Below are 12,651 nucleotides of genomic sequence, written 5' to 3' on the forward strand. Positions count from 1 at the left end.
AATACATGGAGAGTTTCTCTCCATGTATTTATTCGACGATCAATGTTGGGACATTAAAATTATGCAGTTTAAACGCACAACGGTTATTAGCTATTCATTGCTGCTTGTCATTGTCTCATCTTTGATGACCGTGTTGTTTTACCATGTATTTGTGTTCAAGTCGTTTTCCAGTGATAACGATAATCAAACGTCGCCACAGAAAGAGTTAACTATTGCGCAGGCAGAGAAAAGCCCAATAAAAGAAAATAATAGCATTATTGAAGTGATGTCTTATGGCTGTCATTACTGCGCCGCGAATGAGGATAATGTGAGGGAGTTCGTTAAAAAACTGCCTGCCGGTGTGGTATTTGAATCAATACATATCAATACGGAAAAAAGTGGGTTATCTGCCTTTGCCCCTATTTTTGCCACGCTACAAGAAATGGGCGTAGAACCTGCCGTACGTGATAGTGCATATAACGCTATTATTGCCCGAGGTATTAATCTAACGGATACCGCGGAATTAGATAAATGGCTGGTTAAAAATAGCATTGATATTGCTGAATATAAAAACGTGCGAGCCAGTGAAGCCGTTAAGCATCGATTAGATGAAATGTCAGCTATTACAGATTTTTATGACGTTACGGCCACGCCGATCTTTATTATTAATAAGCGTTTTGTTGTCGCTCAAGATAGTTCTTTCCCTGAATTCTCAACACGTATGTTGAATTTGCTTGGAAAGGATAAGTAATGGCGATGACCCGGTTTCTGCTGGTTTGGATCGTTTTCAGCACCAAAAATATCGGCGAATATTTGCGTCAAATCGTTGATCGCTTATTTTCCGCGCTGAAAGCATTCTTTTGCTGGGTGCTGCGTTTTTGTAACGTGCGCCTTGTGCTGGCTATCGCTCGCGGGCTCTGTTTTTTGGGCGTGCTTGGGCGGGAGTTTCGTCATCAGAATCCGGTTGCGACCCAGAACTTTCACTGCTTAACGGGGCAAAAAGGGCGCATCGATGCGTCATGGATTGCGGTTCGGCGCAAAATTCTAGAGGCCAGCGCAACGTGGGCACAAAACCCAAAAGTGCTACGGCAGCTTGCCGCCTGTACTCAGCAGCTTGATGAGGCCGTGGCGCCGCTTCGCCTGCGAAAAAATGCGGTCATATTGGCGCCGCTGCACAGTATTTCTGATGTGCTCGCTGCGATGGTAGGCGCTGGCGTAACGCCGGGGCGCGCTAGCGTTATCGTTTCTTCCAGCGCTGAACAGTACAACGCCCGCGCGCGTGCCTTAGGGGGCGTCAATCTTTCCTACTGCTCTATTCATCAAGATAGTAAACAGCTGGCTTCCAGCCTCACTGCATTACTTAGCGACGTCGCGATGGGGCAGCAGAACCTCATTATTTTTCCTGATATTACGCCGGACTATACCGTGCAAACCGAAGAGGCTGCATCGGGGAAACTACGCTGCCGGCTGTTTGGACGCGTCGCGGGGCTGCATAGCGGTATTGTGCGTTTGGCGCGGGCCGTTTCCGCACAGGTGGTTTTCTATCATCTCTATGAGCAAGACGGGCTGCGTATCCATATTCATGAGCCGGTAAAAGCGCGCGATGTGGCGGAGAAACTGCCAGCAATCATCGAGCAGGCGCTGCAGCAACATCCACATGATTGGCTGCTTTGGCATAGCCACTCTCTGTATTTTATCAATCAATAACTGATGATGATGAAACCAATAATACCCGATCTGATTTTTCAGGAAGAGACCAACGAATGCGGGCTGGCGTGCATTGCCATGCTGGCGCAAACGCAGGGGCGAAAAACCGATCTGGACACGCTGAGAGCGCGTTTCCCTGCTTCGGATCATGGGACTTCACTGAACGATTTATCCTCCATTTTGGCGAGTCTTGGCATTGCTTCGGCTCCCGTGCTTTTTGAGCACCATGAGCTCAGTGAATTGCCCCTGCCGGCCATTTTGCACTATGGCGCGAGCCACTATGTGGTGTTGGCCTATCGCAAAGGCCAGCAGGTGTGTGTGATGAATCCCGCGATTGGCCAGCAATGGTTGCCCTTTGCCTCGCTGAAAACTGAAATCAGCGGTTATGCGCTCATTCTCGACCCACAAACGTTGGTTACCGCCGAAAAGAGCGCCGAAGCAGGCACGACGAAAAACGCATTGCCGCATGCGATGAGTTTGAAAGAAACGGCAGCGGTGCCCGGCATGTATGGGCTGATGTTGATAACGTTTTTGGTTTCTCTCACGTTGTTCCTCATGCCTTCGATGGTGAGTAACGCCATTAATCAGGCGTTTGCTGAGGTGGGTAACAGCCGCTTCCCCTACGGTTGGTTTATTGCCGCGTTTATAGCCTCAACGCTGCTGGCGCTGGGTGTGCGCGTGATCAGCGAGCGCTTTATCAAACGTTTTGTCCTGCTCAATAGCAGCGTGGGCTTTTCGCGACTGCTCGCCAATCCGCTGCGGTTTTTTGAAAAACGCGCACCGGGCGACATCTTTAGCCGATTTATTGCCTGGCAGGGCGGCCTGTTGCAGAAAATCGAGCTGGATAACGGTTTACGAAGCGATTGGGTTATCTGCCTTATCGCGCTGGGCATTATGTTTTGGATTGCTCCCGTGCTGGCGCTGATTTCAGGCGTGGGGGTGATAGCCATGGGGATGATCAGCATTTGGGCGGTGCTGCGCGATCGTTGGTATACCCAGCAGCTACAGCTTAAAAGCGCAGTGCTCAATGACTTTTTTATGGAAACCTTGCAAGGCGTTTTAACCATCAAAACGGCCGGGCTTGAGAGCCAACGTAAGGCTCAGTTTGCATGGTTCAGCCGCGATCTGTTTGGCTGCCTGCAGCGACAGAAGGTCTATCAGCAGGTCAAAGAGGGGCTGTATCAACTGGTGGGCAGCCTTGAGATGGTGGTCTTCATGCTGGTGGTTCTGCCCATGGTGAACAGCAAGCAGATCTCATTGGGCGATTTTTTTGCCTATAGCTTCCTACGTCAGATTTTTAGCTCTTATGTGACGCGTATTTTCTTTTCGATTATTCAAAAATCACAGCTGCATGTGATTGATACCCGTGCTCACAGCCTGTTCTTGGCCAATGAAGATCAACATGCGGTACCGCAAAGCACCGAGCTAAGTACGGTCGCGCCGCATGTGCGCTTTGAGCGGGTTCGATTCTATTACGATCCGGCGAAAACGATTTTCACGGGTATTTCTCTCGATCTGCCTGCGGGATCGCAAATCGCGATTGTCGGCGAATCGGGGGCGGGGAAAAGTACTTTACTGCGGCTGATCGCGGGCTTGTTCACCCCTCAAGAGGGCGACGTGCTGGTGGATGGAAAACCCGTTCGGGCTCAGCAGTTGGCTTCGTTGGTATCCCTGCATAGCCAAGAAGACATTCTGTTTAATGCGTCCGTTTTAGAAAATATCACCCTGTTCGACCCTCATTATCGAGACAGCGATCGCGGCCGCATTGAGGAATTACTCACCTCGCTGGCGCTGTATCCGGTGATCCATCAGCTGCCCGGCGGTATCAATGCGCTAATACGTGAAAGCCATGCCGCGCTTTCGCTTGGCCAGCGTCAGCGCCTGCTGCTGGCACGTTCGCTGTATAGCTCGCGTCCCATTTTGCTGCTGGATGAACCCACGGCCAATTTGGATAACGAAACCGCGCGCACCGTGATGGCCGCGGTGCAACAACATTGCCGTAAAACCGGCAAAACCTTGATTGTGGTGACTCACAGCCAGCACATTCTGCCGCAGTTTTCGCAGGTTTATCACCTGTCAGACGGCGAGCTTGCGCCTGTAGCGCCAGCTGAGGCCAAACCGATGGCTAACGTGGAGCTTTTGGCATGAAGCAATGGCGCGCTTTTGTCACCTCGCGCTGGCTACTCGCGCTGCTTGCCGGGGCGATCATATTGCTGACGGCGATCGGCCTGTCGCGCGGTTTTTCTGCGCCAGAACCGGTAATGACCGAACAGGTTGATCGGGGTGACATTGAAAAAGTGGTTTTGGCGACCGGTACGCTTAAGCCATCGATGCAGGTCAACGTCGGGGCGCAGGTTAATGGGCAGCTACGAAAACTGTATGTTCGTCAGGGCGACAAAGTCGAGAAAGGGCAGTTGCTGGCGGAGATCGACCCCACGCTGCAAGAGTCCGATCTGAGCAATGCAACCGCGCAGTTAGCCAGCGCTAAAGCGCAAAAATTGGCCTCGCAGGCCATGTTGGTGCGCTATCGCCAGGAACTGAACCGCCAACAAGCCATGATGCGCGATGGTTCCGGCGTGCGAAGCGATGTGGAGCAGGCGCAGGCGCAATATGACGCTCAGCGCCAGCAGGTCGAGATGAATGATGCGCAGATTGTGCAGGCTGAAATGGTGGTCAAAACCGCCAACGCTAACCTGAGCTATACCCGCATTATTGCGCCGATCAGCGGTGAAGTGCTGGGCATTGTGACCAATGAAGGGCAAACCATTGTGTCATCACAAACGGCGCCCACCATTCTGGTATTAGCCGTTCTCGATAAAATGCTGGTTCAAACGCGGATTTCAGAGGCGGATATTCAGAAAATACAGCCCGGTCAGCCGCTGTGGTTCTATGTGATTGCCAACCCTGAGAAACGATACACCAGCCGGATGGGCTTTGTTCAGCCTGCTCCTCAAGAAGCCTTGGAAGAGCAGGCAAGCGGCAGCAGCACCGCAAGCCAGCAGGCCAACGCGGTGTATTACAACGGTACGTTTGCCGTTGATAACGCACAGCGCGAGCTGAAAACCTCCATGACGGCTCAGGTCTTTGTGCGCGTTGCTGAGGCGAAGAATGTGCTGCGTGTGCCGGTTTCGACGCTGGGACGGGCATTGAGCACCGACAGCTACCTGATTACCGTACTTGAAAATGGCCAGCCACAGCAGCGCAAGATCCGTATTGGTATCAACGATCGTCAATTTGCTCAGGTGCTTGATGGATTGCAGCTGGGCGATCGTGTGGTGATGCCAGCGGATGGGGCACAGGGATGAGTGCGATGGCGAAGATGAATCCCATTATTGAGCTGCGCCACGTGTACCGCGAATTTGTTGCCGGTAACCAAACTCACGTGGTGCTCAATGATATTACGCTGACGATTGCGCAAGGCGAGATGGTTGCCATTATTGGTGCCTCTGGCTCCGGAAAATCGACGCTGATGAACATTATTGGCTGCTTGGATAAATCCACGCGGGGCGAGGTTCTGATCAACGGGATCAGCGTTAACGAAACGGATAGCGATCGGCTTGCTGAGCTACGCAGCTGCTATCTCGGGTTTATATTCCAGCGCTATCACCTAATGCCCTATCTGACCGCAGAAGAAAACATCGCTATCCCCGCGTTGTATACCGCCATGCCCGAAAGTGAACGCAAAGCGCGTATTCAGATGCTGGGGCAAAAATTGGGTTTGAAAAGTCGCTTGGGCTATCGCCCCGCGCAGCTTTCTGGCGGGCAGCAGCAGCGCGTAAGCATTTGCCGCGCGTTAATCAATGGCGCGCAGGTGATCCTCGCGGATGAGCCTACCGGCGCTTTGGATAGCGTTAGCGGTAAGGCTTTGATGGGCGTTCTTCATCAGCTGCATGCGGATGGTCATACGGTCATTATTGTCACGCACGATCACGGCGTTGCTAAACAGGCGCAGCGCATCGTTGAAATCAGCGACGGCCGCATTATCGCGGATGAAATCAATCAGTCCTGCCCCGAAGAGCGTTTGGCGCAGCATATTCCCGTGGTTCGAGATAATGGTCGAGCTTCGCTGTGGCGCAGCATTCATGAATCGATGCGGATGGCTTGGCGTTCTCTGCTGGGGCATCGCATGCGCACTTTTTTATCCATGCTTGGCATCATCATTGGCATTTCATCGGTGGTGTCTTCAATGGCCGTGGGGGAAGGGGCGCGCCAAACCATCATGAATGAAATTGGCAAGTTAGGTAACACCACGCTAGAAATTCGGCCGGGTACTGGCTGGGGCAGCAAGCGACCCGATATGGAACGTGCGCTGTCGCTCAATGACGTAGCGAGTCTGCGAAAGCAGCCGTGGGCAGAGGGCGTATCTCCGCAGGTGAGCAGCATGGCGACCGCAGTACGCAAAGGCTACGACTCGTCGATGATGTTATCCGGCGTATCACAGGATTTCTTTGCGCTACAGGGCATTCGTTTTATTCAAGGCAATGGGTTTACCGCTCGTGATGTTGCCGAGGGAGAACCGGTTCTGGTGCTGGATGAAACCAGCCGCGACACCCTGTTTCAAGATGGCGAAGATCCTCTCGGCCAAATTGTGCAGATTGCTGGTGCATCATGGCGCGTGGTGGGGGTGGCCGTGAAGCCAGGGCCAAAAGTGGTGGGCGGATTTATGGCGGGATGGCTGCCCTATACTTCGCTGCAACAGCGTATTTCCGGCGACAAACCTTTAGAAGCCATCGTTCTGCGCTTTCAAGAATCCCTAACGCCTCAGGATGCGATGCAGACCGTTGAGCATCTGCTGACGCGTGAGCACGGCAAGAAAGACTTCTTCTCTCAAACCGACGATCAGCTCACCAAGGCGATGCAGAAAACCTCTGATTCGATGTCGCTGCTGATCACCGCGATTGCCGCTATTTCACTGCTGGTGGGCGGCGTCGGAGTGATGAATATCATGTTGGTTTCGGTAACGGAAAGAACCCATGAAATTGGGATCCGGCTTTCGGTGGGCGCGCGTCCCTCCGACATCATGCACCAGTTTTTAATCGAAGCCGTGATGATTTGCACCTTGGGCGGCCTTGTCGGCGTAGGTGGCTCGTGGATTGCGGCTCAGATTTTTGCTCTGATCACCGATGAATTTTCGATGGCGTTTACGTGGCTTCCCGTGGCGATCGCGTGCGCGTTCTCTGCGCTCATCGGTTTGACCTTCGGCTATTTTCCAGCACGCAGTGCGGCGAAGCTCAACCCCACAGAGGCACTGGCTCGCGAATGAAACTTCATTACGTTATCTCCATCATTTTGCTGCTATCTGGATGCGGAAACCTGACGCGCAGTGACTATCAGCGTCCACAGATCTCTTATCCGACGCAGTGGCAGAAAAAAATGGCGCAAGATCCCAACGTGTTGGCATCGGGCTCGGCAAACTGGTGGCAAGGGTTTAACGATCCGCGTCTGACGCGGGTGGTTAACCAAGTTCTTGCGAGCAATAACGATTTAGCCGCCGCGGCGATTACGCTTCAGCAGGCACGGGTAGCAGCTGGACTCACCAACACCAATTTAACCCCAGACGTTTCGCTCGGAGGATCGGCCAGCAATAGTCAATCGGTGCGCCATCATTCGGCGGCGCAGGAGAGCTACGCGGCGTCTTTGTCGATCAATTATGAGCTGGATTTGTGGGGGAAATTGGCTCGGGTACGTGAGCAAGGCGAGTGGCAGGCCACCGCGAGCGAGCAAGATTATCGGGCGACGGTGCTATCAACCATTGGGACAACCGCGCAAATCTACTGGACTATCGCGTTGCTTAATCAGCAGATCGGTAATTTGCGCGATAGTTTGGAAATTGCCGAGCAAACGCTGGCGCAGATTGAGTCTTGGCATGCGGTGGGCAAAGTCGGTTTGCTCGACGTATTGCAGGCGCGCCAAACGTGTTTAAGTCGCCAGAATTCATTGCGGGCGCTGTTGCAGCAGCGCGAAGCCTCTCGCAATGCGTTGGCACTGCTTCTTAACCGTCCCGCAGAACAGCATGCCGATGAACTCGCCACGCTTAATACCGAACAACAGGTCGCTATCGCTGCGGTCACGCCGCTGGCGGTCATTAGCCAGCGCCCTGATATTCAGGCAGCCGAGTCTCGTTTACGAGCGGCGCTGGCGGGCTACGACGCCGCGCGTCTGAGTTTTTATCCTTCGCTCTCGCTGGACGCGACCATGAACGCCGGAAGTCAGGTTTTCAGTCAGTGGTTTAACAATCCGACCCGCACCGTGGGCAGCGCTGTCGCGTTGCCGTTTATTCAGTGGAACACCGTGCAGCTCACCATCGAGCAGTCGAATTTGCAGATCAAGCAGGCGGCGGTGGCGTTTCGCCAGACGGCTTATACCGCGCTTTCTGAAGTGGATAACGCCATGGAGCAGCGGCTGAGTGCAGATGAACAGCGTGGCCGTTTACACCAATCGATAGCGTTAGGAAAACAGCGTTTAGCGTTAACTGAAAGCCGTTATCGAGCAGGTGCAGTGGACTACCAAACGTTGCTCGATGCGCAGGATGTGCAGCTCACATTGGAAAACAGCCTGACGCAGGCTCAGTACGACTATCTCTATGCCACGCTACAGCTGTGGCTGGCACAGGGCGGCGGGAATTCGCAACCAAGGACAATCAAAAATGCAGCGTAATAATGAGATGAAGCGCGTTGTGGTGACCGGCTATGGCGCAATCACGCCGCTGGGCTCAAATGCGCAGGCCAGCTGGCAGGCCATCATGGATTATCAGTTGGGCTATGGCTACGTGGATAAAACCGAACTGGGTATCAAGGCGCACTTTCTGGGGCTTATCGCGGAAGAACCCAGTCTAAAAGGCGTTCCGGCCGCGATCCGTCGGCGTTTGCCGCGTTTTGCTCGGCTGACGCTAGGCGCCGCGCGTGAGGCCATGAGCATGGCGTTTGGTGAAAATTCGCCGCTCGATTTCTACTCTCCCCTGATGTGTGGCGCCATTATGGGAACCGGCTGGGGTGGACTCGACGAAAGCTATTATGCTGCCAGAGAGTTTGCCTTGCAGGGCGTTTCCTCTCCGTTCAACTGCTTTTACACCATGCCGAACGTGACGTCGGCTGCATGCAGCCAATATTGGAATCTGCGTGGCTATCAAAATACCGTTGTGGCCGCGTGCGCAACGGGAACGGTCGCTATTGGCGATGCTTTCGAGGTTATCCGCAGCGGCCGCGCCAATATGATGCTCGCCGGTGCCGGTGAATCTTTAACGGGCGATGGTGCTGTGTGGAACATCGACGTGCTCGGCGCTTTGTGTCACGAGCCGAGCGATCCTCTGCGTGCAAGCTGCCCATTTAGCGCCCAGCGCAACGGTTTTGTGCTTTCAGAAGGCGCCAGCGTGCTGTGTTTGGAAGAGCGAGAAAGCGCGTTGGCACGAGGGGCCGCCATTTTAGGCGAAGTCACCGGATACGGTAATTTCTCCGATGCCTTTGATTTCACCTCTCCGGCGGAAGACTGCGTTGCCCGTGTGGCCACGATCAAGCATGCGTTAGAGCAAGCGGGGCTGGCACCGGAAGATCTGGACTATATCAATGCCCATGGCACTTCTACGCCGCTTAACGATCTCAATGAAACCCAAGCGCTGAAGCTGGCTTTAGGCCAAACGGCGTATGCGATCCCAACGTCGAGCACCAAATCATATTCAGGCCACCTGATTGCTGCCGCAGGCGCTTTTGAAGCCATTATCTGTTTACAGACGATGCAGCACCAGATTATGCCCGCAACCGCGCATCTGACGGAGCCTGATCCTTTGTGCGATCTTGATTATATCGCTGAAGGACACCGGGCTGGGCGAGTGGCGCGTGCGCTGAACCTGAGTTTTGGCTTTGGCGGCGCGAATGCGGCATTGATTCTGGAGCAACATCCGTGACTTCCGTTCAATACACTTTGGCAGATGCCAACCGCTGGGCCGAATTCTCCGGTGACTATAACCCGATTCATTTTGATCTTGAGCTAGCGCGGCAGCGCGGTGAAGGCCTTAGGGTTCATGGTATGCGCGCACTGCTGGACATCAAGCAGGAGATTGCGCGTGCGGCTTTGGGCTTGGATGAGTCGGCGGCTTATCTACGCTGCGTCGCGCGATTACGCCAGCCGGTGTGGTGCGATACGCCCTATCAACTGATCGGTACGGGACGAAAGGCTTCCATCGTTCATCCTGATTCAGGAACGGCGAGCATGTCATGTCAGGTGAGCGCGGTGCAGTCTCTGGTCGATGGTGATAAGGGAGAAAGTGGAACGCTTGAGGCTGAAGATATCATCCGCCACGGGCAGACGTTTGCTTCCTTACAGCCATATGCCCAGCAGTGGCAATTTTTGGACGCGCTGCTGTTTCGTTATCTGATTCATGATAGTGGGCTGCTGCGCCAGCAGGTGCTTTGCCACTATTTCCCCCAGAATGCGCTGGCGTCATTTGAGGCTATTTTTACCCAGTTTCCGGTGGTTCAGACTCATCAGGAACTGGTGTTCGATCGTCGCTTGCTCGCTTCATGGGCCAATCCGATTTCACCTGAAACGCTGGTTATCCACATTGAGCCGGCGTTACTCATCAACGATGCACCGGGCAGCGCGCTGGTGCGTATTGCCGCCCATACGCATTATCAGAATGCGTTTATCAGCAATGCGATTACGTTAAAAATTGGCTAATTAGCCGCTGAATAATAAGGGAAAAATATGAGTCAGTATGATGTTATTTATGAAAAAGTGAGTGAGATGATTGCCGATGCCAAAGATTTAGAGTGCGAAGAGATACAGCCCGATGCGCCTCTTGCGCTTCTTTCTTTGGATAGTTTGGACTACGTGGAACTGATCATCTTAGCCAAGCGAGAATTCGGTGTGACGCTAACCGCCGAACTCTTTATTCAGCATCCAAATATTACGCTGCGCGAAGTGTGTGAATTTATCGATAAGGAGTCAGTGGCCTAACATGACGCAGAAATGGGTATTGATCACCGGCGGCAGTCGGGGAATCGGGCAGACGCTGGTCACTGAATTACTGCCCCGTTGGAATGTGGTATTTACGGGTCGCAGCGCGGAAAGCTTGGTGGGAACGCAGAGAAGAGCCGAAAATCTTCAAACTGACACCTGGGTACAAGGCTATGCCTGCGATGGGAAAAATGAACAACAGGTTGCCCTGCTGGCCCAACGATTAGTCGATAAATTTGGCGCACCGAGCGCCATTATTCACAATGCTGGAGTGACGCGAGACGCACTGCATATACATCAAGACGCTGAGATTTGGCGTGATGTATTGGAGACCAATCTGGTGGCGATTATCAATTGGAACCGCATATTGCTTCCGGCGATGATGCTGCAAGGGCAGGGGGCGGTGGTGTTGATGTCTTCGGTGAGCGCTATCAAGGGAAACCGTGGTCAGACCGCCTATGCGGCGAGCAAAGCGGCAATGATGGGGCTTGCGCGTTCGTTGGCGTGCGAAGTGGGGCGTTTTGGCATTCGGGTCAACTGCTTGGCGCCGGGGCTTATCGATAGCGGTATGACTCAAGCTATGCCTGAATCTAAGCTGAAAGCCATGCGACAGGAGATCCCGCTGCGCCGTTTAGGGCATCCGCATGAAGTTGCTAAAGCGGCAGAGTTTTTAATTGGTGAAAATAGCCATTACTTAACGGGACAAACGCTTATTCTCGATGGCGGGCTGTCCGCTTAATGGCCTGAGCATATCGATTCACTAAGTATGTTTTTATTCGTGCTTTTCGCGATTTAACGCGTGGTTGAGTTTATCGATATGTTGCACCAATGCGCGTCTTTCACGCGTCGTTACCTGATAAATTTGCACCAACATGGCGGCGCGATCGCAGGCTAGACGAAAAAGAGCTGGTGGTATTTCACTTTGCCGTACGGCCAGTTTTAAATCAGCGATAAGTTCATGGGTAGAAAGCTTTTTTTCTAGCGCCAAAGCGGTTCGATGGCTGACGGATAAAATATCTTGTTCGGCAGAGCCGCTTGTTCTTTCTTCTTTAGAGGATGACAGCAACATGCACCATTCAGCGATATCACTCATTCCTTCAATCGGTTGAAGTATCTCCCAAATATGCTGAGGGGAGTTTGGTGAACTTCGATCGAGGCTGTCTATGTTGTGCAAAAAGCCAGCGATTTCTGTTTTTAGACACTGTGTGGGGGAAATACCTGATTCTTTTGCCAGATAACCCGCCAGACGTCCCACTACCAGTGAATGGCAATCATCATCTTCGCTGAATTGATCGATGATAAAAGCCAGCAAATTCATAATATCGCGGAAGTTATGCAACGAGATTGTATTGTTATGAATCCGGGGGATTTCTCTAATGTAATCTAGGTAGTTAGAGGATTGAATCACAGACCAAAAATCATCACGTGCAGCGATTTTCGTAAAGGCTTGAATAAATTCAGGTTTATACAATACATTGATGCCTTCCTGAATTTTCTTTGTTAGCACATCGCGTAGAGCAAACAGATCTTGGTGTCGATATTGTGCCAGCAGCACATCAATACGATCGGCCAAGTAGATAATGTGGCTTTCTTCGGGCACTTGCTCACCGTCAATAATGCTGCCGGTGCCGTAATCCCAGCTGGTGTGATGATAGCGAACAAAATCGCTAAGCGGTTTGAATAGTGGAATATGAGCTAATAACAAACCACCTATAAGCGCATGATTGTTATGATCATTATCATAATAGCTGAGCGGCGCTAGTCTGGACTGCTCATTCAGGCCGCCGATATCATGTAACAGCGCAGCCAGAAGCGTTTGACGACAGCTTGCGGGTGAGAACGACGCTTCTTTGGCTAAATGCCAAGCAATGAATGCCGTTCGAACATGATGCATGTTCAGCTTTGGGTTTATCATATCAATGGTTTTCGATATGCAGGCTAATGTGTGTATTAGGTTTATATCCATGATTATTTTTATTTGAGGTGAGTGGTTTTTATGTTTTTTCTTTTAAT

General features: G+C 52.4%; 11 protein-coding genes. 10 read left to right on the forward strand and 1 reads right to left on the reverse strand.

Annotation, left to right across the window (positions count from 1 at the left end):
* The first annotated feature begins 61 nt into the window (after positions 1-61).
* From AB3Y96_RS05895 to AB3Y96_RS05940, 10 genes are read left to right on the forward strand one after another with little or no spacing between them, the layout of a single operon-like run.
* A complete protein-coding gene (locus AB3Y96_RS05895) occupies positions 62-730 on the forward strand; it encodes a DsbA family protein (protein ID WP_367298722.1) in 669 nt (222 codons plus the stop codon).
* A 5-nt stretch (positions 731-735) separates the two neighbouring features.
* Complete coding sequence (locus AB3Y96_RS05900) at positions 736-1,686, forward strand: ABC transporter (protein ID WP_367300277.1); 951 nt, start codon at positions 736-738, stop codon at positions 1,684-1,686.
* Between the two features lie 9 nt (positions 1,687-1,695).
* Positions 1,696-3,834, forward strand: coding sequence for a peptidase domain-containing ABC transporter (locus AB3Y96_RS05905; protein WP_367300278.1), 2,139 nt, complete (start codon positions 1,696-1,698; stop codon positions 3,832-3,834).
* A complete protein-coding gene (locus AB3Y96_RS05910; RefSeq protein ID WP_367298723.1) occupies positions 3,831-4,991 on the forward strand; it encodes an efflux RND transporter periplasmic adaptor subunit in 1,161 nt (386 codons plus the stop codon). The genes AB3Y96_RS05905 and AB3Y96_RS05910 overlap by 4 nt, the downstream gene beginning before the upstream one ends.
* Before the next feature lie 14 nt (positions 4,992-5,005).
* On the forward strand, positions 5,006-6,949 hold the full coding sequence (locus AB3Y96_RS05915; RefSeq protein WP_367300279.1) for an ABC transporter permease: 1,944 nt from the start codon (positions 5,006-5,008) through the stop codon (positions 6,947-6,949).
* The gene (locus AB3Y96_RS05920; protein WP_367298724.1) at positions 6,946-8,343 is read left to right on the forward strand and encodes a TolC family protein; all 1,398 of its coding nucleotides are present in this window, start codon (positions 6,946-6,948) and stop codon (positions 8,341-8,343) included. The genes AB3Y96_RS05915 and AB3Y96_RS05920 overlap by 4 nt, the downstream gene beginning before the upstream one ends.
* The gene (locus tag AB3Y96_RS05925) at positions 8,333-9,586 is read left to right on the forward strand and encodes a beta-ketoacyl synthase (protein WP_367298725.1); all 1,254 of its coding nucleotides are present in this window, start codon (positions 8,333-8,335) and stop codon (positions 9,584-9,586) included. Before AB3Y96_RS05920 ends, AB3Y96_RS05925 begins: the two co-directional genes overlap by 11 nt.
* On the forward strand, positions 9,583-10,359 hold the full coding sequence (locus AB3Y96_RS05930) for a MaoC/PaaZ C-terminal domain-containing protein (RefSeq protein ID WP_367298726.1): 777 nt from the start codon (positions 9,583-9,585) through the stop codon (positions 10,357-10,359). The genes AB3Y96_RS05925 and AB3Y96_RS05930 overlap by 4 nt, the downstream gene beginning before the upstream one ends.
* 27 nt (positions 10,360-10,386) lie before the next feature.
* Complete coding sequence (locus AB3Y96_RS05935; RefSeq protein WP_367298727.1) at positions 10,387-10,638, forward strand: phosphopantetheine-binding protein; 252 nt, start codon at positions 10,387-10,389, stop codon at positions 10,636-10,638.
* 1 nt (position 10,639) lies between these two features.
* Positions 10,640-11,377, forward strand: a complete 738-nt coding sequence (locus AB3Y96_RS05940) for an SDR family NAD(P)-dependent oxidoreductase (protein WP_367298728.1) — start codon at positions 10,640-10,642, stop codon at positions 11,375-11,377.
* Between the two features lie 33 nt (positions 11,378-11,410).
* Here the strand turns inward: AB3Y96_RS05940 and AB3Y96_RS05945 are convergent, their stop codons facing one another.
* The gene (locus AB3Y96_RS05945; RefSeq protein ID WP_367298729.1) at positions 11,411-12,553 is read right to left on the reverse strand and encodes an HD-GYP domain-containing protein; all 1,143 of its coding nucleotides are present in this window, start codon (positions 12,551-12,553) and stop codon (positions 11,411-11,413) included.
* Positions 12,554-12,651 lie beyond the last annotated feature (98 nt).

Source organism: Hafnia alvei (genome assembly GCF_964063325.1).
GTDB lineage: Bacteria > Pseudomonadota > Gammaproteobacteria > Enterobacterales > Enterobacteriaceae > Hafnia > Hafnia alvei_B.

Coding starts and splice junctions, on each gene's coding strand:
- AB3Y96_RS05895 (WP_367298722.1), top strand. CDS start 62: ATGCAGTTTAAACGCACAACGGTTATTAGCTATTCATTGCTGCTTGTC.
- AB3Y96_RS05900 (WP_367300277.1), top strand. CDS start 736: ATGACCCGGTTTCTGCTGGTTTGGATCGTTTTCAGCACCAAAAATATC.
- AB3Y96_RS05905 (WP_367300278.1), top strand. CDS start 1,696: ATGAAACCAATAATACCCGATCTGATTTTTCAGGAAGAGACCAACGAA.
- AB3Y96_RS05910 (WP_367298723.1), top strand. CDS start 3,831: ATGAAGCAATGGCGCGCTTTTGTCACCTCGCGCTGGCTACTCGCGCTG.
- AB3Y96_RS05915 (WP_367300279.1), top strand. CDS start 5,006: ATGAATCCCATTATTGAGCTGCGCCACGTGTACCGCGAATTTGTTGCC.
- AB3Y96_RS05920 (WP_367298724.1), top strand. CDS start 6,946: ATGAAACTTCATTACGTTATCTCCATCATTTTGCTGCTATCTGGATGC.
- AB3Y96_RS05925 (WP_367298725.1), top strand. CDS start 8,333: ATGCAGCGTAATAATGAGATGAAGCGCGTTGTGGTGACCGGCTATGGC.
- AB3Y96_RS05935 (WP_367298727.1), top strand. CDS start 10,387: ATGAGTCAGTATGATGTTATTTATGAAAAAGTGAGTGAGATGATTGCC.
- AB3Y96_RS05940 (WP_367298728.1), top strand. CDS start 10,640: ATGACGCAGAAATGGGTATTGATCACCGGCGGCAGTCGGGGAATCGGG.
- AB3Y96_RS05945 (WP_367298729.1), bottom strand. CDS start 12,553: ATGATAAACCCAAAGCTGAACATGCATCATGTTCGAACGGCATTCATT.